This window comes from Mycobacterium sp. E787 (assembly GCF_001668725.1).
Classification (GTDB): Bacteria; Actinomycetota; Actinomycetes; order Mycobacteriales; family Mycobacteriaceae; genus Mycobacterium.
Map to the genome: position 1 here is coordinate 130,819 of NZ_LZKL01000064.1, position 24,254 is coordinate 155,072.

The following is a 24,254-nucleotide window of genomic DNA, read 5'->3' on the forward strand; positions in this document are numbered from 1 at the left end:
AATCGACGCAATCGAAACCATCCGCTAAGTGCCCGTGAACAATGCGGACAATTGCGATGGGAGCCGCGCTACTTCTTGCCGCCGAGCAGGCTGCCGAGGAGATCGCCGAGCGCGCCCCCCTTGCCGCCTAACACGTCGCCGAGAATTCCGCCAAGGGATTTGTCACCGGAGCCGCCACCGAGGATGCTGCCCAGCACCTCGCCGAGCCCGCCACCGGAGGCCGCCTCCGTCGGTTTCGATGCGCCGGCCTCGCCGCCTGGGCCGAGCCGTTTTCCGATGTATGCCAGCACGATTGGGAGCACTATCGGCAGCAACTGCTTGAGCAGGTCACGGTTGCCGGCCCCCCGATCGGCCAGCGCGGATGCGACCTGGTCGGCATCGGCACCGCCGAAGAGCGTCGCGACCGCCTGCTGACCGCCGCCGACGTCGAGCAGGCCCGGCGCGGCGTGACTGGTAGCCATGGATTCGATCCTGCTCGCGTGCTCGGGGTCTTGGGAGTTCTGCTGCAGGCCGCCGAGCAGGAGCGGCACCAACGTGTGAACGGCGTTGTCGACGTCGTCTTCGTCGGCGCCCAGCCTGCTTGCGATTTCAGAAGTGGGAATCTGGGCGTAGAGATCGTCGAGACCGGCCATCGGTGTGTCCACCTTCGTTGAGTAGAGCCAAGTCGCTTATGACAGTAGACCCATCAGGTGGGGACCGAAAGCCGTTGGGGCGGCCCGGGTCAGCCCAGCCGTTCGGTCTGCAAAGACACGCCGGCGGCGGGGAATCGCGCCAGCAAGGCGTCGCCCATCGCGGCCGCCGGGGTCAGCACGCCGAGCAGGTCGGAGAGTGTGTCGCGATCCAGCGCGAGCGCCAGGCCGCACTCGCCCAGCAGCACCGCGGTCGCCTTGTAGCCGGGGTCTCCTTGCTGCTCCATGCGCGCGACGTAGCGGGCGCCGGTGGTCGTGGTGGTGTAGGTCTCGATGCGGTAGTACCCGCGCTCGCGGGCCGCCTCGCTCGGACCCGTACCCGGTTTGGGCAGAACCCTCTCCACCAGGCGGCGCGGCAGGAACCGGAAGTAGCGGCTGCCCAGGCCCAGCATCGCGTTGCCGACGCCGCTGACGAGGGCCGAGGCCACCGGCGCGAGCGCGGACGACCCGACGCTCATGTTCTCGTCGTAGCGGAACCGCCGGCCGTACGCCCAGTCCAGCAGCGCGTTGCTGCGCCGCACGATGCGAGTGTTGTAGGGCGCCATCATGAATCCCGCGGTCCACACCCCGCCCAGCTCCGGCGCGATGTATCGACCGCGACGCCAGGGCAGATCCGGCTGCCGGCCGAGTTCGGGTTCCGCGCCGCGGTCCGTGGACAACGTGTAGGGGTCGGCGAGCTGGCGGCGCGCCTCGGGGTCGCGCGACGCGGTGTCCATGATTTCCACTCCGGACGCGATGGTGCCGCCGGACAACCCACCGGACAACGAGCGCACCACCAGGTGCGTGTCGGCGAGCTCGCCCGTGTCATCCCGCCGTGTGGCCCGGTACAGCGCGTATACGGTGAGATCCGAGGGGACCGAGTCGAAGCCGCAGGAGTGCACGATGCGGGCGCCGGTATCGGCGGCCTGCTTGTGGTGGCGATCGATGCTTTCCCGCACGAACGTCGCCTCGCCGGTCAGGTCGGCGTAATCGGTGCCCGCCGCGGCGCAGGCGGCGACCAGGGGCAAGCCGTAGCGGCTGTAGGGCCCGACGGTGGTGATCACGACCCGCGTCCGAGTCGCCATCTCGTCCAGCGTCGACGGCTGTGCGGCGTCGGCGGCCAGTATCGGCCAGTCCCGGGCGGATTCGCCCAGGGTGTCGCGGACGGCGCGCAGCCGGTCCGGCGACCTGCCGGCCAACGCGATCCGCGCGCCCGCGCCGGCGCGGGCCAGATAGTCGGCGGTCAGCTTCCCGACGAAGCCGGTCGCGCCGTACAGCACGATGTCGAACTCGCGCGGCGTTGCGGTCACCGGCCCGACGCTACCCGCGGACAAGTAATGCCGGGCGCAAGGCCCGGCATTACTTACCCCTCAAGAGGTGATGGTCAGCCGCGCCGACCGCACACCGGCCACGCGCCGATGCCCTGCGTGTGCAGCACGTTCTCGGCCACCCGGATCTGCTCCTCGCGGCTGGCGCTGGCCGGCGACCCCGACCCACCGTTGGCGTGCCAGGTGCTCGAGGTGAACTGCAGGCCACCGGCGAAGCCGTTACCGGTGCTGATCCCCCAGTTGCCGCCCGACTCGCACTGCGCGATGGCGTCCCAGTTCACGCTGTACGCCTTGTGCACCGGCGGAGGCGGCGGGGCGTCCGGCGCCGGGGGCGGCGGCGGAACGTTCGGGTCGAAGCCGACCGGGGCCGGCGGCGGGGCGTCCGGCGCCGGGGGCGGCGGCGGAACGTTCGGGTCGAAACCCGCGGGCGCCGGCGCGGGAGGCACGTCAACCGGCGCCAGGGCGTCCGGCACCGGGGGGGGGGGAACGTTCGGGTCAAAGCCCATCGGTTCCGCGGTGGCGGTGGCGGAGGGCACCGTCACCAGCGTGCCGGTGATCGCGGCGAGGATGAGCGTCTTGCGGACGTTCTTCAAATTTCTTCCTTTCGCGGTGCGCGCGCGCCAAAGCAGACCCACCGGGGTGGGTCGAAGGTCGTGATTGGTGCTCGAAGGTGCTCTAGGGACGTGCCGTCTCGTTCTGGCACGACAGCGGCGGGCGCTCGATATGCCCGGCGGGGTAGAACCCCGGGCCGCGGCGCGGCGCATGCCGCCCGCAGCCCCGCTCGCACGCGGGTCCGTGATTCGATTGTTGATTACTTTTCCGTCAACCCGTTTTCGGGCTACCAGGGACCGTACGAAACCTGGCCGCGTTCGTCATCTTCGGAAAATCGATATCTCGGATCGATAACGAGCCGATCACACAGCGATCGCATAATCGAATCCGCAGGTCAGCAATGCGTTTTTGGCCGGTGCCCAGTACTGGCCATAACAACCAGATCGTGAGCCGAATCACGGCCTTTTTGTGACCTGGCACACGCGCTTGCGGCGGCCACCGCGGGTCGACGGAACCGTCGACGACATTCATGCGCCTGCGGCGAACCGGCGCAAAATACAACAAGATACGCATCGCGGAGGGCCGACATGCCGGAAAAGAGTGAACGGGGCGATGGTTAGGACGAAAGCGTCTGCGCCACCAGGGTTTCCGCCAAATACAGCTTGTCTTAACTCGAATTAGCTTATCTATCAATGCCTTTCAGATGCGCGGCAAATCGCCGCACGACTGAATCGTCCGCTCCCGGCAGATGTTTCCCAACGTTCCGTCGGCGCTCCTTTTCCGCGCGTCGGGGCCGAAAAGCGCGCTGCGGCAAGGCGATACGGCACACCGATAACGGCCGCCGGCACTTCGCCATTATCGAGACGGCCGAAAAGTAAGTGTTGTAAATGGCCTTAACATTCAAAAGAATGGCAGAGACGAAAAAATTGCCCGCCCCACATGATCAATGGGACGGCTTGAGCCGATGCAACAATGCGGGCGCCGGCGCTCAGGCGCCGGTTCCCACCGCCGCGCGCAGTTCGGCGTCGGTGTTGACGTTGGTCAGCGGGCGCGAATCGGGCAGCACGATCTGCTGGGCGTCGGATGCGTCGATCAGGGCGCTCATCTTGCGCTCGCCGGCGGCGACCAGCGCCTCGATCCGATCGGCCAGGTCGGTGCGATACACCGCCGCCAGGTAGTGGCTGCGACCGTCCCACGGCAACACCACCTCGGCGTTGGTCTCGGTGGCGAGGCGGACGAGGTCGTCGATCACATCGGCGCTCAGCAGCGGCATGTCGACGGCACACACGAAGGCCAACCGCGCGCCCGCCTCCGCGGCCGCGCGCAGTCCCCGCCCGGTGGCCGGCAGCGGTCCCAGCCCGCGCACGTCGTCGCGGATGATCCGGGCCTGCAGGGCCGGCAACGGTTGTCCCGGGGCGGCCATCACGAACACCGGTTCGCAGCGCTGCGCGACGATGCCGACGACATACTCGGCCATCGTGGCGGTTCCCCCGGGGCCCGGCAAGGTGGCCTTGTCGCGGCCCATGCGCCGCGACTCTCCCCCAGCGACTATCACCCCGGCCAGTGACACTGCGTCGGGCATCTGCTCGCCCACGTCAGTCGACGGTCCAGGTGTCGCGCCCGGTCAGCAGCGACTGCAGGGCGGCGGAGTCGAACGGCTTCGATGCCTGCGCGGCGCGGACCTGGGAGCGTGCCGCGTCGTCGTAGGTGGGCCGGCTGATGTTACGGAAGATGCCCAGCACGGTGTGGTCGAGGTTCTGATCCGACAGCCGCGACAGGGCGAACGCGTAGGCCGAGTCGTCGGCGTGCGCGTCGTGCACGACGATCTCGTCGACGCTCACGTCGGCGGTTTTGGCCACCTCCAGGCTGAAGCCGGACTTGACCACGCAGTATTCGCCGTTGGCGCCGAACACAATTGGCTCGCCGTGGTGGACGTTGATCACCCGCTCCTCCGCGCCCTCCTTGCGCAGCGCGTCGAAGGAGCCGTCGTTGAAGATCGGGCAGTCCTGCAGGATTTCGACGACCGCGGCGCCGCGGTGTCCGGCGGCGGCGCGCAGCACCTCGGTCAGCCCGGTGCGGTCGGAGTCCAGCGCGCGACCGACGAACGTCGCCTCGGCGCCCAGCGCGAGTGACACCGGGTTGAACGGCTGGTCGAGCGAACCCATCGGCGTCGACTTGGTGACCTTGCCGACCTCCGAGGTGGGCGAGTACTGGCCCTTGGTCAGGCCGTAGATCCGGTTGTTGAACAGCAGGATGGTGATGTTGACGTTGCGGCGCAGCGCGTGGATCAGGTGGTTGCCGCCGATCGACAGCGCGTCGCCGTCGCCGGTGACCACCCACACCGACAGGTCCTCCCGGGCCAGCGCCAAACCGGTCGCGATCGCCGGCGCGCGGCCGTGGATCGAATGGAACCCGTAGGTCTCCAGGTAGTAGGGGAACCGGCTGGAGCAGCCGATGCCGCTGATGAAGACGATGTTCTCGCGGCGCAGCCCGAGGTCCGGCAGGAAGTTGCGGATCGTGTTGAGGATGACGTAGTCACCGCAGCCCGGGCACCAACGCACCTCCTGGTCGCTGGTGAAGTCCTTGGCCTTCTGGGGCGGGTCCCCGGCAGACACCGTCGGAACCCCGTCGTTCTTGGTCAGCCTCGGGGTGACCCCGAGGTCTGCGCCAACCAGGTCGGTCATTCGCTAGCTCCCGCTCCCACCGTTGCTGCCGCCATTCTGGCGACCATCTTCTTGTCTTGCTCGATTTCGGCCAACGTGCCGCCCAGCGCGGCTCGGATGAGGCGCCCGATCTCGTCGGCGAGGAACGCGACGCCCTGAACCTTGGTGACCGATTGCACCTCGACCAGGTACTTGCCGCGCAGGATCAGCGCCAGCTGGCCCAGGTTCATCTCCGGGCACACCACCATCGGGTAGCGCCGCAGCACGTCGCCGAGGTTCGCCGGGAACGGGCTGAGGTGGCGCAGATGGGCGTGGGCGACCTTGATGCCCTTGCGCCGCGCGCGCCGGCAGGCCTCGCCGATCGGACCGTACGAGCTGCCCCAGCCGATCAGCAGCAGCTCGGCGTCACCGGTCGGGTCGTCGACCTCCAGGTCGGGGACGGCGATGCCGTCGATCTTGGCCTGGCGGATGCGAACCATGAGGTCGTGGTTGACCGGCTCGTAGGAGATGTTGCCGGAGCCGTTGGCGGCCTCCAGCCCGCCGATGCGGTGCTCGAGCCCGGGGGTGCCCGGGACGGCGAACTGCCGGGCCAGCGTCTCCGGGTCACGGTTGTACGGCTGGAAGGGCTCGCCGGGCTTGGCGAAGGTGTGCGTGATGGGCTGCAGCGAGCCGACGTCCGGGATCCGCCACGGCTCGGAACCGTTGGCGATCGCGCCGTCGGACAGCACGATCACCGGCGTGTGGTACGACACCGCGATGCGCACCGCCTCGATGGCGGTCTCGAAGCAGTCCGACGGCGACCGCGGCGCCACCACCGCGACGGGCGATTCCCCGTTGCGGCCGTACAGCGCCTGCAGCAAATCGGCCTGCTCGGTCTTGGTGGGCAGCCCCGTCGACGGCCCGCCCCGCTGAACGTCGATGACCAGCAGCGGCAGCTCGGTCATCACCGCCAGGCCCAGCGCCTCGGATTTCAGCGAGATGCCGGGTCCCGACGTGCTGGTGACGCCGAGGGCTCCGCCGTAGGAGGCGCCGATCGCCGCGCAGATGCCGCCGATCTCGTCCTCGGCCTGGAAGGTGATCACGTTGAAGTTCTTGTGCTTGGACAGCTCGTGCAGGATGTCGGAGGCGGGTGTGATCGGGTAGCTGCCCAGCACGACCTGGATGCCGGCCAGCTGACCGGCGGTGACGATGCCGTAGGCCAGCGCGGTGTTGCCGGAGATCTGGCGGTATTCGCCCGACGGCAGGGACGCCCGGGAGACCTCGTAGGTGGTGCCGAACGCCTCGGTGGTCTCGCCGTAGTTCCAGCCCGCCTTCAGCGCGAGCACGTTGGCCTCGGCGATGTCGGGCTTGCGGGCGAACTTCTCGCGGATGAATTTCTCGCTGGCTTCGATCGGCCGCCCGTACATCCACGACAACAGGCCGAGGGCGAACATGTTCTTGGCCCGCTGGCCGTCCTTCTTCGACGCCCCGATCGTCTCGACGGCGCCGAGCGTCAGCGTCGTCATCGCGACGGAGTGCACGACGTAGTCGGACAGCTCGTCGGACTCCAGCGGGTTCGTTACGTAGCCCACCTTCGTCAGGTTGCGCTTGGTGAACTCGTCGGAGTTCGCGATGACCATTCCGCCGCGGGGCAAGTCGCCGATGTTGGCCTTCAGCGCCGCGGGGTTCATGGCGACCAGCACGTCGGGGCGGTCGCCGGCGGTCAGGATGTCGTAATCGGCGATCTGGATCTGGAAGGACGAGACCCCGGGCAATGTGCCTGCGGGGGCGCGGATCTCGGCGGGGTAGTTCGGCTGGGTCGCCAGGTCGTTTCCGAACAGGGCTGCCTCCGAGGTGAACCGGTCACCGGTCAGCTGCATGCCGTCGCCTGAGTCCCCGGCGAATCGAATGACGACCTGTTCTATGCGCTGACGATCGGACGACCCATTCCCAGAGGAGCCATTGCGAGAATCAGACCCGGCTCCGCTGCCGTTCGGATCCACGTATCCGCCTTCCATTCGTTATCCGGATAGGCACCGCGCTGGAGCTTCACGTTACGCGCCATTTTGGCCGCTCCCGCGCCGTCAAGCTTGTGTGTCACTAGTAGTACCAATTATGGCACTCCTTTTAGGCGAGCATGGACGTCTCGAAAGCATTGCACGCAGCGGTTTTGCACCCGATGCCGAAGTCAGCCAGCGCCGGCGGTGCGGTCAGGCCAAAACTGTGGTATTGGTCACGTTCGTTGCGCGGAAGCGACGGCTGGTTGCCGGGGGGCCGTCTCCGGCATCGCGACGAGATAGAGGACGAACCCCGCGGCCGCCAAGACGCCGAGGAAGGCGAAGGCGGCGTTGTAGCCGGCCGCGACCACGATCGAGCCCGCGACGAGGTTCGACACCGAGGCGCCGATGCCCGTCGCGGCCGTCACCGCCCCCAGGCTGACGTTGAACCGGCCGGTCCCGTGCGTCACGTCCTGCACGACGAGCGGAAACAGCGCGCCGAACACACCGGCGCCGACGCCGTCGAGCAGTTGCACGCCGACCAGCCAATAGGAGTTGCCCGACAGCGTGTAGAGGAAGCCGCGCGCGGCGAGCACCGCGAATCCGGCCAGGAAGATCGGCTTGCGCCCCCAGGAATCGGCCTTGGCCCCGGCAACGTAGGCGACCGGCACCATCACCACCTGCGCGGCCACGATGCAGCCAGCCATCAGCGCGGTCCCGACGTCCTTGTTGTGCAGCGCCAGCAGCTGACCGACCAGCGGGAGCATCGCCGCGTTGGCGAAGTGAAAGGCGACGACCGTCGCGGCGAAGATCAGCAGCCTGCGGTTGTGCAGCAGCACGGCCAGCCCGGACGGTTGCCGGTGCGGCTCGCCGGGGGCGTGGTCCATGCCGCGCGCGACGTCGTGATCGATCGCGTCGGCCGGGATGCGCAGCGTCGCGATCACGCTGCCGGCCGCCATCGCGGCAAGCACCCAGAACACCACGACCGGTCCGAAGAAATAGGCCAGGCCGCCGGTGACAGCCGCCGCGGACGCGTTGCCGGTGTGGTTGAACGCCTCGTTTCGGCCGACCCGCCGGGAGAAGAGGCGGGGACCGACCACGCCCAGGGTGATCGCGGCCAAGGCCGGCGCGAAAACCGAACCGGCGATCCCGGTCAGGGCCTGTAGGACCGAGATCGAGTAGAAGCCGGGGAACAACGGCATCGCCAGCGATCCGGCGGTGACCGCCAGCGCGCCGGCGATGATCACCGCCCGCTTGGCGGTCGTCCGGTCCACCAGCGCGCCGGCCGGCGCCTGGGCGATGATCGCCCCGATGCCGCCGACCGCCATGACGAACCCGATCGAGCCCTGGTCCCAATGGTGGGTCAGCAGAAGGTAAATGGAGAGGTACGGGCCCAGCCCGTCGCGAACGTCGGCCAGCAGAAAATTCAGTACGTCCAGCGCGCGCGCCAGTCGGCGCGGAACTGCGACGGGGTGCTCAACACCGGGCGGCATGCGCATCTAATACCCAGATGCGCGGCCCGCCGACCGGCGAGTTGTCAGGCGCTCTTGTCGCGGCGCTCGCTGCGCGACGGCTTGCGCGGCACGATCGTCGGCAGCACGTTGTCCTGCACGGTCTCCTTGGTCACCACGACCTTGGCGACGTCGTCGCGGCTCGGGATGTCGTACATCACCGGCAGCAGGACCTCTTCCATGATCGCCCGCAGGCCGCGCGCGCCGGTGCCGCGGTGGATCGCCTGATCGGCGATGGCCTCCAGCGCGTCGTCGGTGAATTCCAGTTCCACGCCGTCCATTTCGAACAGACGGGTGTACTGCTTGACCAGAGCGTTCTTCGGCTCGGACAGGATCTTGACCAACGACTCCATGTCCAGGTTGGTGACCGACGCGACGACCGGGAGCCGTCCGATGAACTCGGGGATCAGGCCGAACTTGATCAGGTCCTCGGGCATCACTTCGGCGAAGTGATCGGTGGTGTCGATCTCGGCCTTGGAGCGGACCTCGGCGCCGAAGCCCAGGCCGCGCTTGCCGACGCGCTCGTAGATGATCTTTTCCAGCCCGGCGAACGCACCCGCGACGATGAACAGCACGTTGGTGGTGTCGATCTGGATGAATTCCTGGTGCGGGTGCTTGCGGCCGCCCTGCGGGGGCACCGACGCCTGGGTGCCCTCCAGGATCTTCAGCAGCGCCTGCTGGACGCCCTCGCCGGAGACGTCACGGGTGATCGACGGGTTCTCGCTCTTGCGGGCGATCTTGTCGACCTCGTCGATGTAGATGATGCCGGTCTCGGCGCGCTTGACGTCGTAGTCGGCGGCCTGGATGAGTTTGAGGAGGATGTTCTCGACGTCCTCGCCGACGTAGCCGGCCTCGGTCAGCGCGGTGGCGTCGGCGATGGCGAAGGGGACGTTGAGCATCTTGGCCAGCGTCTGCGCCAGGTAGGTCTTGCCGCAGCCGGTGGGCCCGAGCATCAGGATGTTGGACTTGGTCAGCTCCACCGGCTCGGACCGGGAGTCGCGGCCCTTCTCGCCGGCCTGGATCCGCTTGTAGTGGTTGTAGACGGCGACGGCCAGCGTGCGCTTCGCGGTGTCCTGCCCGATGACGTAGCCCTCCAGGAATTCCCGGATCTCGGCGGGCTTGGGCAGTTCGTCGAGCTTGACGTCGTCGGCGTCGGCGAGTTCCTCTTCGATGATCTCGTTGCAGAGGTCGATGCACTCATCGCAGATGTAGACACCGGGGCCAGCAATGAGTTTCTTTACCTGCTTTTGGCTCTTCCCGCAGAAGGAGCACTTAAGCAGGTCACCGCCGTCTCCGATGCGCGCCATGGTGCTGAGGGCCTACTTCCTTATTCGCCGTTCGTCTTGCTGTGCCGCATGTATTCCCCGACGCTACCCGCTTGCTCGTGCCCCCCGCGACCATTACCGCCGAATCGCGTCGTTGATATTCGAGGGAGTTCGTGGGACCTTCATGCTCTTCTGTCTGAAGAAACATATAGCCAGACGGCCCCCGTCACTCGCCGAGACGCGCATTCCGTGCCTTTGGCGTGTCGCGGTCGTGACCCGAGCGAGTCCGGTCCGCTCCAACAACCCTACATTTACCGGGTGGGGTTGGCAGTCGGGTTTGGCGAGCCCAGCGAGTCCGTGGTCATCAGCGACGGCGGGTTGGCCACCGAGCTGGAGGCGCGCGGTTTCGACCTTTCCGACCCGCTGTGGTCGGCCAGGCTGCTGGCCGACGCGCCACGCGAGATCATCGCCGCGCACGCCGCGTACTTTCAGGCCGGCGCCACGATCGCGACGACGGCCAGCTACCAGGCGTCGTTCGCGGGCTTCGCGGCGCACGGGCTCGGCCGGCGCGAGGCCGAGACCCTCTTGCGCCGCAGCGTGGAGCTCGCGAAGGCCGCGCGCGAGCAGGCCGGCGCCGACGGGCTCGTCGTAGCCGCGTCGGTCGGCCCGTACGGCGCCGCGCTGGCCGACGGGTCCGAATACCGGGGCCGCTACGGCCTGTCGGTCGCGGACTTGACGCGGTGGCACCGGCCCCGGCTGGAGGTTTTGGCGGACGCCGGGGCCGACGTGCTGGCGTGCGAAACGGTGCCCGACGCCGACGAGGCCGAGGCGCTGGTGAACCTGGTCCGCTCCGCGGGCGTGCCGGCCTGGCTGAGCTACACGATCGACGGGACCCGGACCCGCGCCGGCCAACCGTTGGCCGACGCATTCGCCGTGGCGGCCGGGGTCCCCGAGATCGTCGCGATCGGCGTCAACTGCTGCGCGCCCGACGACGTGGTGCCGGCGATCGGCGTGGCCGCGAGCGTCGGCAAGCCGGTGATCGTCTACCCGAACAGCGGGGAGCGCTGGGATGGCCGTGGTTGGGTTGGTGCGCGGCGCTTCTCCGCGCAGCTGGCGCGGGAGTGGGTGGCGGCCGGGGCGCGGATTGTCGGCGGATGTTGCCGGGTGGGCCCCTCTGATATCGCCGACGTTCGCCGAGCGTGTCGTCAGGGCGAAAAATCAGCCGAAAACTCGCCGTGAGTTCACGCTCGGCGAATGTCGCTAAGCGGTTTGCGCCGAGAGCTTGCGGTACTCCAGCACGGTGTCGATGATCCCGTAGTCCTTGGCCTCTTCGGCGGTCAGGATCTTGTCGCGGTCGGTGTCCTTGCGGATGGTCGCGGCGTCCTTGCCGGTGTGGCGGGCCAGCGTGGTCTCCATCAGCGTGCGCATGCGCTCGATCTCGGCGGCCTGGATCTCCAGGTCGGAGAACTGTCCCTGGATCACGCCCGACAGCGACGGCTGATGGATCAGCACACGCGCGTTGGGCAGTGCCATCCGCTTGCCGGGGGTCCCGGCGGCCAGCAGCACCGCGGCGGCCGAGGCGGCCTGGCCCAGGCACACCGTCTGGATGTCAGCGCGCACGTACTGCATGGTGTCGTAGATCGCCATCAGCGACGTGAACCCGCCGCCGGGCGAGTTGATGTACATGGTGATGTCGCGGTCGGGGTCCAGCGACTCCAGCACCAGCAGCTGCGCCATGATGTCGTTGGCCGACGCGTCGTCGACCTGCACGCCGAGGAAGATGATGCGTTCCTCGAACAGCTTGTTGTAGGGGTTCGACTCCTTCACACCGAAACTGGAGTGCTCGATGAACGACGGCAGGATGTACCGCGCCTGGGGCTGGAGCTGAGGGTCTAGAGGATTCACTGGGCTTCTCCGTTGGTGAAGTGAGCGGCGCGGGTGATGATGTGGTCGACGAAACCGTATTCGAGGGCTTCCTGCGCGGTGAACCAGCGATCGCGGTCGGAGTCGGCCTCGATTCGCTCGATCGGCTGCCCGGTGAATTCGGCGTTGAGCCGGAACATCTCTTTCTTGATGACGGCGAATTGCTCGGCCTGGATGGCGATGTCGGCCGCGCTGCCGGTCACCCCGCCCAGCGGCTGGTGCATCAGGATCCGGGCGTGCGGCAGCGCGTACCGCTTACCCTTGGTGCCGGCCGCCAGAAGGAACTCACCCATCGAGGCGGCCATGCCCATCGCGTAGGTGGCGATGTCGCAGGGCGCCAAGACCATGGTGTCGTAGATGGCCATCCCGGCGCTGATGGACCCGCCGGGCGAGTTGATGTACAGCGAAATGTCCTTGTCCGCGTCCTCGGCGGCGAGCAACAAGATCTGCGCACACAGCCGGTTCGCGACCTCGTCATTGACTTCCGAACCCAGGAAGATGATGCGCTCGGAGAGCAAGCGCTCATAGACCGAGTCCGTGAGGTTGAGACCCTGCGAGGGCGAACGCATGTCAGTCACGACTGGGTTACCTGCTTTCTCGAGTTCTTCTCTGTTCCGACCCTAACCAACCAGGTCCGCTGTTGGGCGGCCGCGCAGCCCTGAAATGGGCGCGTTCGCTCACAGCGTCATGACGGGTCACTCCGCTTCGTCGTCGGCGGCGCCGGCCTCCTCGGCCTTAGCCTCCTCGGCCTCCGCCTCCTCCTCGGCCTCCGCCTCCGGCTCGGCCTCGTCGCCCTCCGGGCCCGATTTGTCGGCCTCCTCGGCCTCCGCCTCCGGCTCGGCCTCGTCGCCCTCCGGGCGCCTGCCGAAGAACTCGCTCGTGTCGATGGCGTTGCCGTCGGTGTCGGTCACCGTCGCGGCCTCGACGACGGCGGCGATGGCCAGCCCGCGGCGCACGTCGGCGAACATGGCGGGCAGCTGGTTGTTCTCCTGCAGATAGGCGAACAGCTGCTGCGGCTCGATGCCGTACTGCCGGGCGGTCATCAGCAGCCGCTCGGTCAGGTCCTGCTGGCCGACCTGGATTTCCAGCTCGTCGGCCACCGCATCCAACAAGAGCTGCTTCTTGACGTCCGACTCGGCGGCGTTATGGGCGTCGACCTCGAACTGCTGGCGTGACTTGCCCTGCTCGCGGAGCGCCTCGGCGAACTTGGCCTCGTCATGGTCGAAGCCGTGCAGCGCGTTGTGCACGGCGGTGTCGGCCTGGGCCTGAACGATCGACTCGGGCAGCGGAACGTCGACCCGCTCGAGCAGGGCGTCGATCGCGGCGTCGCGAATCTGCTCCGCCTGCTGGGCGCGCTTGGCTCGCCCGACCTGCTCGCGCAGGTTGGACCGCAGCTCGTCGATCGTGTCGAATTCGCTGGCCAATTGGGCGAATTCGTCGTCGGGCTCGGGAAGTTCGCGTTCCTTGATCGACCTGACCGTGACGGTGACCTGCGCGTCTTTGCCGGCGTGCTCGCCGGTCGCCAACTGCGCGGTGAATACCCGTGACTCGTCGACGGACAGGCCGACCAGTGCGTCGTCCAGGCCCGCGATGAGCCGTCCGGAACCGACCTCGTGCGAGAGTCCCTCGGCGGTCGCGTTCGGCACCTCCTCGCCGTCGACGGTGGCCGACAGGTCGATCGAGACGAAGTCGCCGTCGGCCACCGGCCGCTCGACCCCCGTCAGCGTGCCGAACCGGGCGCGCAACGACTCCAGCTCGGCCTCGACGTCGTCTTCGCTGACGTCGACCGGGGCGACCGACACCTTCAGCGAGCCCAGGTCCGGAAGGGCGATCTTGGGGCGGACGTCGACCTCGGCGGTGAACGTCAGCTCCCCGCCGTACTCCTTCTTGGTGACCTCGATCTCCGGCTGTCCCAGGGGGTGGACTTCCGACTCCGCGACCGCCTGCCCATACCGAGCGGGCAAAGCGTCGTTGACGACCTGGTCGAGCATCGCCTCCCGGCCGAACCGGGCCTCGAGCAGCTTCGCGGGCGCCTTGCCGGGCCGGAACCCGGGCAGCCGCACCTGCTTGGCCAGCTCTTTGTAGGCCCGCTGGAAATCGGGCTCGAGCTCGGTGAACGGCACCTCCACGTTGATGCGCACCCGGGTGGGGCTCAACTGCTCGACGCTGCTCTTCACGGGTTTGCTCCTCGGTGTTTCGGTGGATCGGCGCAGTGTGGTCGGGGTGACAGGATTTGAACCTGCGGCCTTCCGCTCCCAAAGCGGATGCGCTACCAAGCTGCGCTACACCCCGCGCTGACCTCGAAATCCTACGGCCCGGGGGCGTCGGCTTCGCAGGGGACCTGCACGAGCCCCGGACCTCACGGAGCCATCACGAAACCGCTTCGATTAGATTTGATGTTCGCCGCCAGATACAGTCTCGCTCGACTAAAGCTTGCGGGCGTAGCTCAATGGTAGAGCCCTAGTCTTCCAAACTAGCTACGCGGGTTCGATTCCCGTCGCCCGCTCGGGAAGGTACCTGTGCAACCGGGGGAGGCCATGCGCCACGCCGACATCCATGGCTCGTGCGCGACCGACTTCGTCGGGGTCCGCGACGCATTCGAGCGCAACTTTGCGCAGGGCAAAGAGGTCGGCGCGGCCGTGGCGGTGTGGGTGGACGGCGACCTCGTCGTCAACCTCTGGGGCGGCTGGGCCGACGCCGCCGGCACCCGGCCCTGGCGACAAGACACCCTGACGACGGTGCTGTCCGGCACCAAGGGCCTGTCGGCCACCTGCGTGCACCAGCTGGCCGACCGCGGCGAGCTGGACCTGCACGCGCCGGTGGCGCGCTACTGGCCCGAGTTCGGTCAGGCGGGCAAGGAAGCCATCACGTTGGCGATGGTGATGGGCCATCGCTCCGGCGTCATCGGGCCGCGCACCCGCATGCGCTGGGAAGACGTCGCCGACTGGGACTTCGTCTGCGAGCAACTGGCCGCTGCCGACCCCTGGTGGGAGCCCGGCACCGCACAGGGCTACCACATGACCACGTTCGGCTTCATCCTCGGCGAGGTCTTCCGCCGCGTAACGGGCCGCACCATCGGCCACTACCTGCGCACCGAGATCGCCGAACCCCTGGGCGCCGACGTCCACATCGGACTGCCCCTTGCCGAGCAGCGCCGCTGCGCCGAGCGGGTGAACAAGCCGCACGCTAGGGACCTGCTGGCCGAGGCACAAGCCCCCGGCTACCCGACCAGCCTGGCCGAACACCCGAAGGCGGGGCTGTCCATCGCGATGGGGTTCGCGCCCGACGACGAACTGGGCTCTCACGACCTGGGGCTGTGGCGTGAGCTGGAGTTCCCCGGCACCAACGGCCAGGTGTCGGCGCTGGGGTTGGCGACCTTCTACAACGCGCTCGCGCAGGAGAAGCTCCTCAGCCGTGAGCACATGGAACTGGTCAGGGTCGCGCAGGGCGGTTTCGACACCGACTTGGTGCTGGGCCCGCGGGTCGCCGACCACGGGTGGGGTCTGGGCTACATGCTCAACCAGCGCTGCGTCAACGGACCCAACCCCCGGATCTTCGGTCACGGTGGCCTCGGCGGTTCGTTCGGGTTCGTCGACCTGGAACACGGGATCGGCTACGCCTACGTGGCGAATCGCTTCGACGCCACCAAGGCGAATGCCGATCCGCGCAGCCTCGCATTGAGCGACGAGGTCTACGCCGCGCTCGGCCTCGTCGAGCGCGCCTCGGCATAAACCCGCGCCCTGCCGAACGGTCATCGGCAGGGCGCGGTTGATCGGATAAGTGTCAGCGATGATCCCAGCCGGGACCGCCCGGACCGCCCGGTCCGCGCCAGGGCTCGGGGTGCGGGTTCGGGCCGGGACCGCGCCAGTTGTCGTGGCAATGCCCGCGGTCCCAGTTGTCGCCCCAGCCCGGATCCCAGAAGTCGCCGGGGCACCATTGCGGGAACGGCCCGGGCTGCGCGTGGGCCTCGGTGGCGGCGCCGAGGCCGCCCAGCCCGAGACCGACGATTATCGCGAAAACGGTTGCAGCTAAAAGTGGAAGAGGTTTCACGGTCGCTACCAATACCCCCGCCGGAGCGGCCCTCAAACAATAGACGCCAGCGTTTCTTGCTGAGCGTTTCCTGTCAGCCGGCGCCGGCCCCGCCGACCTGGCGATTCCTCGATCCGCGCCGCGGTGAGGTTGGTCACGTCTGGCAGGCCGGGCACCAGAACACGTTTCGCCCCTCCAGCACCTCCGTACGGATCGGGCCGCCGCACACCCGGCAGGCCTCCCCCGCGCGCCGGTACACGTATGTCCGTGGCCGCCCCGGCCGGTATGACGGCGGACCGTGGTCGTGTTCGGGCAGCACCACGACGATCTTGCCGCGGCGCAGGCCGACCTTCATCAACGCCACCAGATCGGTCCAGGCCGCGTCGAACTCCGCCTCCCCGATCCCCCGGCCGGGCCGGAAGGGATCGATGCGGTGGCGGAAGAGCAACTCGTTGCGGTAGACGTTGCCCACGCCGGCCATGACCGTCTGGTCCATCAGCAGTGCCGCAATGGGCCTGCGGGACTTGGTGATTCGCGCCCACGCCCAGGACGGGTCGGCGTCGCTGCGTAACGGGTCGGGACCGAGCCTGGCCACCACGTCGCTGACCTGGCCCTCGTCGATGACTTCGCACACGGTCGGACCGCGCAAGTCGGTGCCGTAGCCCTCCCCGACCATCCGCATCCGCACCTGCCCGACCGGAGGGGGTGGCGGCTCCCCGGCGGCGCGCTCCCACTCGGTGAATGCGCCGTAGAGGCCCAGATGCACGTGCACGATCGGGCCGCCCTCGTAGTGATGAAACAGGTGCTTGCCCCAGGCGCTGGTCCGTCGCAGCACCCGGCCGTCCACGACGGCCGCCGCTCCCGCGAACCGGCCCTGCGGGCTCGACACCGCGACCGGCGCGCCGCCGTACCGCCGTTGATGCAGCCGGGCCAGCCGGTGCAGGGTGTGCCCCTCGGGCACGCTCAGCCCGGCGCGCCGGGCACCGGCGGCGCTTGGTGGGTGCGTTCGTACTCCGCGAGGATGTCGATACGGCGTTGGTGGCGTTCAGCTTTCGACCATTGCGCGCTGAGGAAGGCGTCGACGATCTCCAGCGCCTCGGACACGGTGTGCATGCGGCCGCCGATGCCGATCAACTGCGCGTTGTTGTGCTCGCGGGCCAGCGTCGCGGTCTCGACGCTCCACGCCAGCGCGCAGCGGGCCCCCGGCACCTTGTTGGCCGCGATCTGCTCACCGTTGCCCGAACCGCCCAGGACGATGCCGAGGCTGTCCGGGTCGGCGACGGTGCGCGTGGCTGCCGCGATGCAGAACGCGGGGTAGTCGTCCTCGGCGTCATAGGTGAAGGCGCCGCAATCAATCGGCTCGTGCCCGGCCTCTTTGAGATGGGAGATGATCTGCTGCTTGAGCTCAAATCCGGCGTGGTCGGAGCCGAGGTAGACGCGCATGCCCGCAATCCTTACACAGCGGCGCCCACCGCATCGGCTAGTCGAATTCGGGCTTCTCGGTGCGGGTCCGCTTGAGCTCGAAGAAGTGCGGGTACGACGCGAACGTCACCGACGCGTCCCACAGCTTGCCGGCCTCCTCGCCGCGCGGGATCTTCGACAGCACCGGCCCGAAGAACGCCACCCCGTTGACGTGGATGGTCGGCGTGCCGACGTCGTCGCCGACGGCGTCCATGCCGGCGTGGTGGCTCTTGCGCAGGGCGTCGTCGTAGGCGTCGCTGTGCGCCGCCTCGGCGAGCTCGGCGGGCAGGCCTGCGTCGGCCAGCGACAGCTTGATGACCTCGTCGAGGTTCTTGTTGTCCTCGTTGTGAATCCGGGTGCCCATCGCGGTGTACAGCGGGTCCAGCACTTTGGCGCCGTGAGCCTGCTCGGCGGCGATCGCCACCCGCACCGGGCCCCAGGCGTGCTTCATCATCTCGCGGTATTTGTCCGGCAAGCCTTCGCGGTTCTCGTTGAGGATCGCGAGGCTCATCACGTGGAAGTGCACGTCGATGTCCCGGACCTTCTCCACCTCGAGGATCCAGCGCGACGTGATCCAGCACCAAGGGCACAGCGGATCGAACCAGAAGTCGGCTCGGTTCTTCTCGGGCATAGCGCAGTCCTTTCGTCGGTCAAGACACCTTCAGCACAACCGTAGGCCGCTCGCGGCTGTTCCCGTCCTGCGCGGGACTAAGTTGTACGCGTGGCCCTTCCTAATCTGACCCGGGACCAGGCCGTCGAACGCGCCGCCCTGATCACCGTCGACAGCTACCAGATCGCCCTCGATGTCACCGACGGCAAGGGGGCGCCGGGCGAGCGAACCTTCCGGTCCACCACGACCGTGGTGTTCGACGCGCTGCCCGGTGCCGACACGTACATCGACCTGGCCGCCGAGACGGTGCGCAGCGCGACACTCAACGGCCGCGAGCTCGACGTGTCCGGATACGACGAGTCGCTCGGCATCCCGCTCACCGGGCTCGACAAACGGAACACCCTCGTCGTCGACGCCGACTGCCGCTATTCGAACACCGGCGAGGGGCTGCACCACTTCGTCGACCCGGTGGACGACGAGACATATCTGTATTCGCAATTCGAAACCGCCGACGCCAAGCGCATGTTCGCCTGCTTCGACCAGCCCGACCTCAAGGCGACGTTCGACGTGCGGGTGGTCGCCCCCCGGCATTGGAAGGTGGTGTCCAACGGCGCGCCCGAGTCGGTGCAGGACGGCGTGCACACCTTTGCCACCACGCCGCGAATGAGCACCTACCTGGTGGCGCTGATCGCCGGGCCGTACGCGGAGTGGAGGGACAGCTACACCGACGAGCACGGCGAGATCCCGCTGGGCATCTACTGCCGGGCATCGCTGGCGCAATACATGGACGCCGAGCGATTGTTCACCCAGACCAAGCAGGGATTTGGCTTCTACCACAAGAACTTTGGCCTGCCCTACGCGTTCGGCAAGTACGACCAGCTGTTCGTCCCCGAGTTCAACGCCGGCGCCATGGAAAACGCCGGGGCGGTGACCTTCCTCGAGGACTACGTCTTCCGCAGCAAGGTCACGCGCGCCTCGTACGAGCGGCGCGCCGAGACCGTGCTGCACGAGATGGCGCACATGTGGTTCGGGGACCTGGTCACCATGACGTGGTGGGACGACCTGTGGCTCAACGAGTCGTTCGCCACCTTCGCGTCGGTGCTGTGTCAAAGCGAGGCAACCGAATTCACCGAGGCCTGGACGACGTTCGCCACCGTCGAGAAGTCGTGGGCGTACCGTCAGGACCAGTTGCCGTCGACGCACCCGATCGCCGCCGAGATCCCCGACCTGGCCGCCGTCGAGGTGAACTTCGACGGGATCACCTACGCCAAGGGCGCTTCGGTACTCAAGCAGCTGGTCGCCTACGTCGGGCTGGAGCACTTCCTGGCCGGGCTGCGCGACTACTTCCGCACGCACGCCTACGGCAACGCCACGTTCGACGATCTGATCGCCGCGCTGGAGCAGGCGTCCGGTCGCGACCTGTCCGATTGGGGCCGGCAGTGGCTGAAGACCACCGGGCTCAACACGCTGCGACCCGACTTCGACGTCGACGCCGACGGCAGGTTCACCAGGTTCGCGGTAACTCAGAGCGGCGCCGAGCCGGGGGCCGGTGAGACGCGGGTGCACCGGCTGGCGGTGGGCATCTACGACGACGACGCTTCAAACGGCGCCGGCAAGCTGGTGCGCGTGCACCGGGAGGAGCTCGACGTCGAGGGTGCACAGACGGAAGTCCCTGCGCTGGTTGGGGTTTCGCGGGGCAAGCTGATCCTGGTCAACGACGACGACCTGACCTATTGCTCGTTGCGGCTCGATGCCCAGTCGTTGCAGACCGCGCTGGAGCGCATCGCCGACATCGCCGAGCCGCTGCCCCGCTCGCTGGTGTGGTCGGCGGCCTGGGAGATGACCCGCGAGGCCGAGCTGCGCGCCCGCGACTTCGTGGCACTGGTCTCCGGCGGCGTGCCGGCCGAAACCGAGGTCGGGGTGGCCCAACGGCTGCTGATGCAGGCGCAGACGGCACTGGCGTCCTACGCCGAGCCGGGGTGGGCGCGCGAGCACGGCTGGCCGCAGTTCGCCGACCGGCTGCTGGAGTTGGCGCGCGCGGCGCAACCGGGATCGGATCACCAGCTCGCGTTCGTCAACACGCTGTGCACGTCGGTGCTGTCCACCAAGCACGTCGTGGTGCTGGCCGACCTGCTCGACCGCGACCCCGCCGACCTCGGCCTGCCCGGCCTCGACATCGACACCGACCTGCGCTGGCGGATCGTGACCGCGCTGGCCGCCGCCGGCGAGATCGACGCCGACGGGCCCGCCACACCGTTCATCGACGCCGAGGTGCGGCGCGACCCGACCGCCGCGGGGAAACGCCACGGCGCCCAGGCGGCGGCGGCGCGGCCCCAGCTGGCGGTCAAGGAGGAGGCCTGGACCACCGTGGTCGAGGACGACACCCTGGCCAACATCACGGCGCGCTCGATGATCGCCGGCATCGCGCCGCCCGGGCAGCACGAGTTGCTCGAGCCGTTCACCGCGCGCTACTTCGCGGCGATCCTCGGCGTCTGGACGCGGCGATCCAGCGAGGTCGCCCAGACCGTGGTGATCGGGCTCTACCCGCACTGGGACATCAGCGAGGCCGCCATCGCGGCCGCCGACCAGTTCCTCGCCGACCCGGATATTCCGCCCGCGCTGCGCCGCCTGGTGCTGGAAGGCCAGGCCGGGATCAAGCGTTCGCTGCGCGCCCGCCAGTTCGACGCGTCCTGATCGAGCCTGCGCTCAGCGTGTCGAAAAGGAGCCAACCTTCGCTCTGGTCGCAGTCTCGGCGCCGGAACTAGGCCGGCGAGATGCCGGCGCTGAGCACCCGGATCGCGCTGACCAACCCGTCTACAAGGCTGCCCTGCTCGAACGCCGACGCGGCGGCGGCGACCCCGAGCGGCACGGCCGACTCGGCGCCGCGCCCCCGGACCGCCGACCCGTAGACCACCTCGATGGCGCGCTGGTTGGGCGAGACGGCGAGCAGCACCGCGTTGTCGGGCGTCGGCACGTCGGCCAGGATCTCGCGGGCCCGCGCGGCGGTGTCGTTGCCGAGGTCGCCGAGGTAGATGGCGAACCGCGCCCGCGACGCCCGCGAGCCGTACTTCAGCGCGTCGTCGATGGCCACCAGGTCCTTCGTCGGGAACGGGTAGTGCACCGACAGCTCGCCCGGCTCGGTCACGGCCGAGACCCGTCCGCTGGTGGTGATCACCGAACCCCGGGGCAGCCCGGCGTGCTCGACCGTCGCGACCTCACCACGTGCCACTGGCGCCACCTCCAACCGAGAACTCCGATGCCCCGTGACCGCCGTGCGCGCGCCCGACGTCTTCGTCGATGGCGGCCCACAGGATCGGCGGGTGGGTCCACTTCTCCGACATCTTGTACGTCGCGGGGTGGGGTCCCTTGTGCGACCAGATCAGCGCCGACAGCACGACGACCAACACCAGCGGAATCCCGATGAAGTACAGGTGAATCTCTGCAAGGCTCACGACGCAAACCGTATCCCACCGGGTGAGCCGCCCGCACACTCGGACATGAGATTTGGTCAGGCCGCGCCTTCGCCGAGGTACCGGGCCCAGGCCGGGTCCAGTTCCTTGACCGTCGACAACAGCCGCCAGTGCTGGCCCGTCGGCGGCAGGGGCGCCCGGCGCAGCGTCCAGCCGAGCTCGGCGAGCAGCTTGTCGCCCTTGCGATGGTTGCAGGTCGAGCAGCACGCGACGCAGTTCTCCCAGGAGTGGTCGCCGCCGCGGCTGCGGGGCACCACGTGGTCGACGGTGTCGGCCTTGGCCCCGCAGTAGGCGCAGCAGAAACGGTCGCGGTGCATGAGCGCGGCGCGGGTCATCGGCACCCGCGCCCGGTACGGGACCCGCACGTAGGACCGCAGCTGGATCACCGACGGCACCACGATCGACGTGCTGGCCGAGTGGATGACCGGCGCGGCCGGGTCGTCGTGCACCACGTCGGCCTTGCCGCAGATCACCATGACGATGGCCCGCCGCATCGGCAGCGCGGTCAGCGGCTCGTAGGTGGAGTTCAGCAGCAGCACCCGCCGTCGGCTCCAAATCGAGGCGCTGTCGTGGCGGGTGGGCGGATGGGTCTCGACGCTGTGCAGGCACGACGCGGTTGGGGGCCCGGTCAACCCTGCCGCGGCACCGGAACTGCGGTGGCTGCGGCGTCTCTTGCCATGCGCCATAGATCCTCCGCGGATAGTCCACCATGATTCGCCGCCAAACGCACCCTTATTGCTGGTGCGCGCCGTGTCAATCCGGTGAACACAAGGGGCGGCCCGCGGTTGCCCTCGGGGCGATGCACCACAATGGTGGGCGATGGACCAGGTGAGCTTTTACGACGCTGTCGGCGGTGCCGAAACCTTCAACGCGATCGTGTCGCGGTTTTACGAGCAGGTCCCCGAGGACGAGATCCTGAGTCGGCTGTATCCCGCGGACGACCTCGCCGGCGCCGAGGAGCGACTGCGGATGTTCCTCGAGCAGTACTGGGGTGGGCCCCGCACCTACTCCGAGCGCCGCGGGCACCCGCGGCTGCGGATGCGGCATGCCCCGTTCCGGATCACGCCCATCGAGCGCGACGCCTGGCTGCGGTGCATGCACACCGCGGTCGCCTCCATCGACTCGGAAACCCTCGACGACGCGCACCGTCGCGAGTTGCTTGAATACCTCGAAATGGCCGCGCATTCCTTGGTCAATTCATCGTTCTGACGCCCAGTTACCGAACGGAGCAGTATGAGCCACGAGCCGTGGTGGTCGAGCGCGGTCTTCTACCAGGTCTATCCGAGGTCGTTCGCCGACAGCGACGGCGACGGGATCGGTGACCTGGACGGCCTGACCGCACGGCTGGAACACCTGTCGTACCTGGGTGTCGACGCGATCTGGCTGAACCCGGTCACCGTCTCGCCGATGGCCGACCACGGCTACGACGTGGCGGATCCGCGTGACATCGATCCGGTGTTCGGCGGCATGGCCGCGGTCGAGCGACTGATCGCGGCGGCGCATCAGCGGGGCCTCAAGGTCACCATGGACGTGGTGCCCAACCACACCAGCTCGCAGCACCCCTGGTTTCAGGCGGCGCTGGCCGCGGGGCCGGGCACCGACGCGCGGCAGCGCTATTACTTTCGCGACGGCCGCGGTCCCCTCGGCGAGCTGCCGCCGAACAACTGGACGTCGGTGTTCGGCGGACCGGCCTGGACGCGCATCGTCGAACCCGACGGCAACCCGGGCCAGTGGTATCTGCACCTGTTCGACGCCGAGCAACCGGACCTGAACTGGGAACACCCGGAGGTGTTCGACGACTTCGAGAAGACGCTGCGGTTCTGGCTGGAACGCGGCGTGGACGGCTTCCGCATCGACGTCGCGCACGGGATGGCCAAGCCGTCGGAACTTCCCGACGCGAAGGACGACATCAAGGTGTTGAGCCACAGCGACGACGACCCGCGCTTCAACCACCCGAGCGTGCACGAGATTCATCGCGGCATCCGCGCGATCGTCGACGACTATCCCGGGGCGGTGACCATCGGCGAGGTGTGGGTCATGGACAACGCCCGGTGGGCCGAGTATCTGCGGCCCGACGAACTGCATCTCGGCTTCAACTTCCGGCTGACCAAGATCGACTTCGACGCGACCCAGGTGCACGACGCGATCGACAACTCGTTGGCGGCCACGGCCATCGAAGACGCCACACCGACGTGGACGCTGTCCAACCACGACGTGGGCCGGGAGGTCACCCGGTACGGCGGCGGCGAGGTCGGCCTGCGCCGGGCGCGGGCGATGGCGATGGTGATGCTCGCCCTGCCGGGCGCGGTGTTCATCTACAACGGTGAGGAGCTTGGTCTGCCCGATGTAGACCTGCCCGACGAGGTGTTGCAGGACCCGACGTGGGAACGCTCCGGGCACACCGAACGCGGCCGCGACAAGTGCCGGGTCCCGATGCCCTGGTCGGGTGACGCGCCGCCGTTCGGGTTCTCGACGTCGACCGACACCTGGCTGCCGATGCCGGCGGACTGGGCGGCGCTGACCGTGGAAAAGCAGCGCGAAGATCCCGACTCGACGCTGTCTTTTTTCCGGCGCGCAATCGGAATGCGCAGGGAGCGGGCCGAATTCGAGGGCGGCGGCCTGGATTGGCAGGCGGCGACGCGCGACACGCTGATTTTTCGGCGGCGCGGTGGCCTGGTGTGCGCCCTGAACGCCGGCCGCCGCCCGATGGTGTTGCCACCGGGCGAACTCCTGCTGGCGAGCGCGCCGTTGGTGGACGGCAAGTTGCCGCCCGACGCGGCGGCCTGGCTGGTCTGAGC

Annotated in this window: 23 protein-coding genes and 2 tRNA genes; 6 read left to right on the plus strand and 19 right to left on the minus strand. The window is 68.4% G+C overall.

From position 1 onward, the window contains the following. Positions 1 to 68: 68 nt before the first annotated feature. The 8 genes from A5705_RS13945 to clpX form a co-directional block, all read right to left on the minus strand. Positions 69 to 632: a DUF937 domain-containing protein gene (locus A5705_RS13945; protein WP_067876310.1), complete on the minus strand. Its 564-nt coding sequence runs from the start codon at positions 630 to 632 to the stop codon at positions 69 to 71. 89 nt (positions 633 to 721) lie between these two features. Continuing rightward, positions 722 to 1,978: a trans-acting enoyl reductase family protein gene (locus tag A5705_RS13950; RefSeq protein ID WP_067876307.1), complete on the minus strand. Its 1,257-nt coding sequence runs from the start codon at positions 1,976 to 1,978 to the stop codon at positions 722 to 724. 74 nt (positions 1,979 to 2,052) lie between these two features. Then, positions 2,053 to 2,589, minus strand: a complete 537-nt coding sequence (locus tag A5705_RS13955; protein WP_068278159.1) for a transglycosylase family protein — start codon at positions 2,587 to 2,589, stop codon at positions 2,053 to 2,055. Positions 2,590 to 3,536: 947 nt separating this feature from the next. Then, positions 3,537 to 4,130: a molybdenum cofactor guanylyltransferase gene (gene mobA, locus A5705_RS13960; protein ID WP_067876626.1), complete on the minus strand. Its 594-nt coding sequence runs from the start codon at positions 4,128 to 4,130 to the stop codon at positions 3,537 to 3,539. Between the two features lie 13 nt (positions 4,131 to 4,143). Beyond that, the gene (locus tag A5705_RS13965) at positions 4,144 to 5,232 is read right to left on the minus strand and encodes a 2-oxoacid:ferredoxin oxidoreductase subunit beta (RefSeq protein WP_067876302.1); all 1,089 of its coding nucleotides are present in this window, start codon (positions 5,230 to 5,232) and stop codon (positions 4,144 to 4,146) included. After that, on the minus strand, positions 5,229 to 7,193 hold the full coding sequence (locus A5705_RS13970; protein WP_156738302.1) for a 2-oxoacid:acceptor oxidoreductase subunit alpha: 1,965 nt from the start codon (positions 7,191 to 7,193) through the stop codon (positions 5,229 to 5,231). The genes A5705_RS13965 and A5705_RS13970 overlap by 4 nt, the downstream gene beginning before the upstream one ends. A gap of 230 nt (positions 7,194 to 7,423) precedes the next feature. Continuing rightward, positions 7,424 to 8,680, minus strand: coding sequence for an MFS transporter (locus A5705_RS13975; protein ID WP_067876296.1), 1,257 nt, complete (start codon positions 8,678 to 8,680; stop codon positions 7,424 to 7,426). Between the two features lie 44 nt (positions 8,681 to 8,724). Then, positions 8,725 to 10,005, minus strand: coding sequence for an ATP-dependent Clp protease ATP-binding subunit ClpX (gene clpX, locus A5705_RS13980; protein ID WP_067876293.1), 1,281 nt, complete (start codon positions 10,003 to 10,005; stop codon positions 8,725 to 8,727). Positions 10,006 to 10,281: 276 nt separating this feature from the next. Here clpX and mmuM point away from each other — a divergent pair, with 276 nt between their 5' ends. Next, complete coding sequence (gene mmuM, locus A5705_RS13985; protein ID WP_067876290.1) at positions 10,282 to 11,202, plus strand: homocysteine S-methyltransferase; 921 nt, start codon at positions 10,282 to 10,284, stop codon at positions 11,200 to 11,202. Between the two features lie 21 nt (positions 11,203 to 11,223). On the opposite strand, the gene clpP2 is transcribed toward mmuM, so the two are convergent. The 4 genes from clpP2 to A5705_RS14005 all read right to left on the minus strand — a co-directional run bounded on the left by clpP2 (position 11,224) and on the right by A5705_RS14005 (position 14,178). Then, entirely contained in the window at positions 11,224 to 11,868 is a 645-nt protein-coding gene (gene clpP2, locus A5705_RS13990; RefSeq protein WP_067876287.1) for an ATP-dependent CLP protease proteolytic subunit ClpP2, read from the minus strand. Next, complete coding sequence (gene clpP1 / locus A5705_RS13995) at positions 11,865 to 12,455, minus strand: ATP-dependent CLP protease proteolytic subunit ClpP1 (protein ID WP_067876284.1); 591 nt, start codon at positions 12,453 to 12,455, stop codon at positions 11,865 to 11,867. The genes clpP2 and clpP1 overlap by 4 nt, the downstream gene beginning before the upstream one ends. A 126-nt stretch (positions 12,456 to 12,581) precedes the next feature. Further along, positions 12,582 to 14,063, minus strand: coding sequence for a trigger factor (gene tig / locus A5705_RS14000; RefSeq protein ID WP_068278163.1), 1,482 nt, complete (start codon positions 14,061 to 14,063; stop codon positions 12,582 to 12,584). A gap of 38 nt (positions 14,064 to 14,101) precedes the next feature. Further along, positions 14,102 to 14,178: transfer RNA gene (locus A5705_RS14005), tRNA-Pro, on the minus strand. Between the two features lie 143 nt (positions 14,179 to 14,321). Between A5705_RS14005 and A5705_RS14010 the strand changes: the two genes are divergently transcribed. Next, positions 14,322 to 14,392, plus strand: a tRNA-Gly gene (locus A5705_RS14010). Between the two features lie 31 nt (positions 14,393 to 14,423). Next, positions 14,424 to 15,617, plus strand: a complete 1,194-nt coding sequence (locus A5705_RS14015) for a serine hydrolase domain-containing protein (protein WP_068278353.1) — start codon at positions 14,424 to 14,426, stop codon at positions 15,615 to 15,617. 52 nt (positions 15,618 to 15,669) lie between these two features. Here A5705_RS14015 and A5705_RS27250 read toward each other — a convergent pair whose 3' ends face one another. The 4 genes from A5705_RS27250 to A5705_RS14030 all read right to left on the minus strand — a co-directional run bounded on the left by A5705_RS27250 (position 15,670) and on the right by A5705_RS14030 (position 18,007). After that, complete coding sequence (locus A5705_RS27250; protein ID WP_082956475.1) at positions 15,670 to 15,936, minus strand: hypothetical protein; 267 nt, start codon at positions 15,934 to 15,936, stop codon at positions 15,670 to 15,672. A 133-nt stretch (positions 15,937 to 16,069) separates the two neighbouring features. Continuing rightward, the gene (locus tag A5705_RS14020) at positions 16,070 to 16,876 is read right to left on the minus strand and encodes an Fpg/Nei family DNA glycosylase (RefSeq protein ID WP_068278165.1); all 807 of its coding nucleotides are present in this window, start codon (positions 16,874 to 16,876) and stop codon (positions 16,070 to 16,072) included. A gap of 2 nt (positions 16,877 to 16,878) precedes the next feature. Beyond that, on the minus strand, positions 16,879 to 17,358 hold the full coding sequence (locus A5705_RS14025) for a ribose-5-phosphate isomerase (RefSeq protein WP_068278167.1): 480 nt from the start codon (positions 17,356 to 17,358) through the stop codon (positions 16,879 to 16,881). Between the two features lie 37 nt (positions 17,359 to 17,395). Beyond that, positions 17,396 to 18,007 carry an Rv2466c family mycothiol-dependent reductase gene (locus A5705_RS14030; protein WP_068278169.1) on the minus strand — a complete coding sequence of 204 codons (612 nt, stop codon included), beginning with the start codon at positions 18,005 to 18,007 and terminating at the stop codon, positions 17,396 to 17,398. Between the two features lie 90 nt (positions 18,008 to 18,097). On the opposite strand from A5705_RS14030, the gene pepN reads away from it, so the two are divergent. After that, positions 18,098 to 20,680: an aminopeptidase N gene (pepN, locus tag A5705_RS14035; RefSeq protein ID WP_068278171.1), complete on the plus strand. Its 2,583-nt coding sequence runs from the start codon at positions 18,098 to 18,100 to the stop codon at positions 20,678 to 20,680. A gap of 67 nt (positions 20,681 to 20,747) precedes the next feature. Here pepN and A5705_RS14040 read toward each other — a convergent pair whose 3' ends face one another. The 3 genes from A5705_RS14040 to A5705_RS14050 are packed head-to-tail and all read right to left on the minus strand — an operon-like array spanning position 20,748 to position 22,142. Further along, positions 20,748 to 21,215 (minus strand): DUF5130 domain-containing protein, encoded by a 468-nt coding sequence (locus A5705_RS14040; RefSeq protein WP_068278172.1) that lies wholly within the window; start codon positions 21,213 to 21,215, stop codon positions 20,748 to 20,750. Beyond that, the gene (locus tag A5705_RS14045; protein WP_067876263.1) at positions 21,202 to 21,438 is read right to left on the minus strand and encodes a hypothetical protein; all 237 of its coding nucleotides are present in this window, start codon (positions 21,436 to 21,438) and stop codon (positions 21,202 to 21,204) included. The genes A5705_RS14040 and A5705_RS14045 overlap by 14 nt, the downstream gene beginning before the upstream one ends. Before the next feature lie 56 nt (positions 21,439 to 21,494). Beyond that, on the minus strand, positions 21,495 to 22,142 hold the full coding sequence (locus A5705_RS14050; protein WP_067876260.1) for an HNH endonuclease: 648 nt from the start codon (positions 22,140 to 22,142) through the stop codon (positions 21,495 to 21,497). 133 nt (positions 22,143 to 22,275) lie between these two features. Between A5705_RS14050 and A5705_RS14055 the strand changes: the two genes are divergently transcribed. Together A5705_RS14055 and A5705_RS14060 are read left to right on the plus strand one after the other, a co-directional pair. Then, the gene (locus A5705_RS14055) at positions 22,276 to 22,665 is read left to right on the plus strand and encodes a globin (RefSeq protein ID WP_068278173.1); all 390 of its coding nucleotides are present in this window, start codon (positions 22,276 to 22,278) and stop codon (positions 22,663 to 22,665) included. Between the two features lie 24 nt (positions 22,666 to 22,689). Next, complete coding sequence (locus A5705_RS14060; protein ID WP_068278174.1) at positions 22,690 to 24,252, plus strand: glycoside hydrolase family 13 protein; 1,563 nt, start codon at positions 22,690 to 22,692, stop codon at positions 24,250 to 24,252. The last annotated feature ends 2 nt before the right edge of the window (positions 24,253 to 24,254 follow it).

Excerpts from the sequence above, each read along its gene's own strand:
- A5705_RS14030 (WP_068278169.1), bottom strand. The coding sequence starts at position 18,007 with ATGCCCGAGAAGAACCGAGCCGACTTCTGGTTCGATCCGCTGTGCCCT.
- A5705_RS14050 (WP_067876260.1), bottom strand. The coding sequence starts at position 22,142 with ATGGCGCATGGCAAGAGACGCCGCAGCCACCGCAGTTCCGGTGCCGCG.
- clpP1 (WP_067876284.1), bottom strand. The coding sequence starts at position 12,455 with ATGCGTTCGCCCTCGCAGGGTCTCAACCTCACGGACTCGGTCTATGAG.
- A5705_RS14060 (WP_068278174.1), top strand. The coding sequence starts at position 22,690 with ATGAGCCACGAGCCGTGGTGGTCGAGCGCGGTCTTCTACCAGGTCTAT.
- A5705_RS14025 (WP_068278167.1), bottom strand. The coding sequence starts at position 17,358 with ATGCGCGTCTACCTCGGCTCCGACCACGCCGGATTTGAGCTCAAGCAG.
- A5705_RS14055 (WP_068278173.1), top strand. The coding sequence starts at position 22,276 with ATGGACCAGGTGAGCTTTTACGACGCTGTCGGCGGTGCCGAAACCTTC.
- A5705_RS13965 (WP_067876302.1), bottom strand. The coding sequence starts at position 5,232 with ATGACCGACCTGGTTGGCGCAGACCTCGGGGTCACCCCGAGGCTGACC.
- mobA (WP_067876626.1), bottom strand. The coding sequence starts at position 4,130 with ATGCCCGACGCAGTGTCACTGGCCGGGGTGATAGTCGCTGGGGGAGAG.
- A5705_RS13945 (WP_067876310.1), bottom strand. The coding sequence starts at position 632 with ATGGCCGGTCTCGACGATCTCTACGCCCAGATTCCCACTTCTGAAATC.
- A5705_RS14015 (WP_068278353.1), top strand. The coding sequence starts at position 14,424 with ATGCGCCACGCCGACATCCATGGCTCGTGCGCGACCGACTTCGTCGGG.
- A5705_RS13975 (WP_067876296.1), bottom strand. The coding sequence starts at position 8,680 with ATGCCGCCCGGTGTTGAGCACCCCGTCGCAGTTCCGCGCCGACTGGCG.
- clpX (WP_067876293.1), bottom strand. The coding sequence starts at position 10,005 with ATGGCGCGCATCGGAGACGGCGGTGACCTGCTTAAGTGCTCCTTCTGC.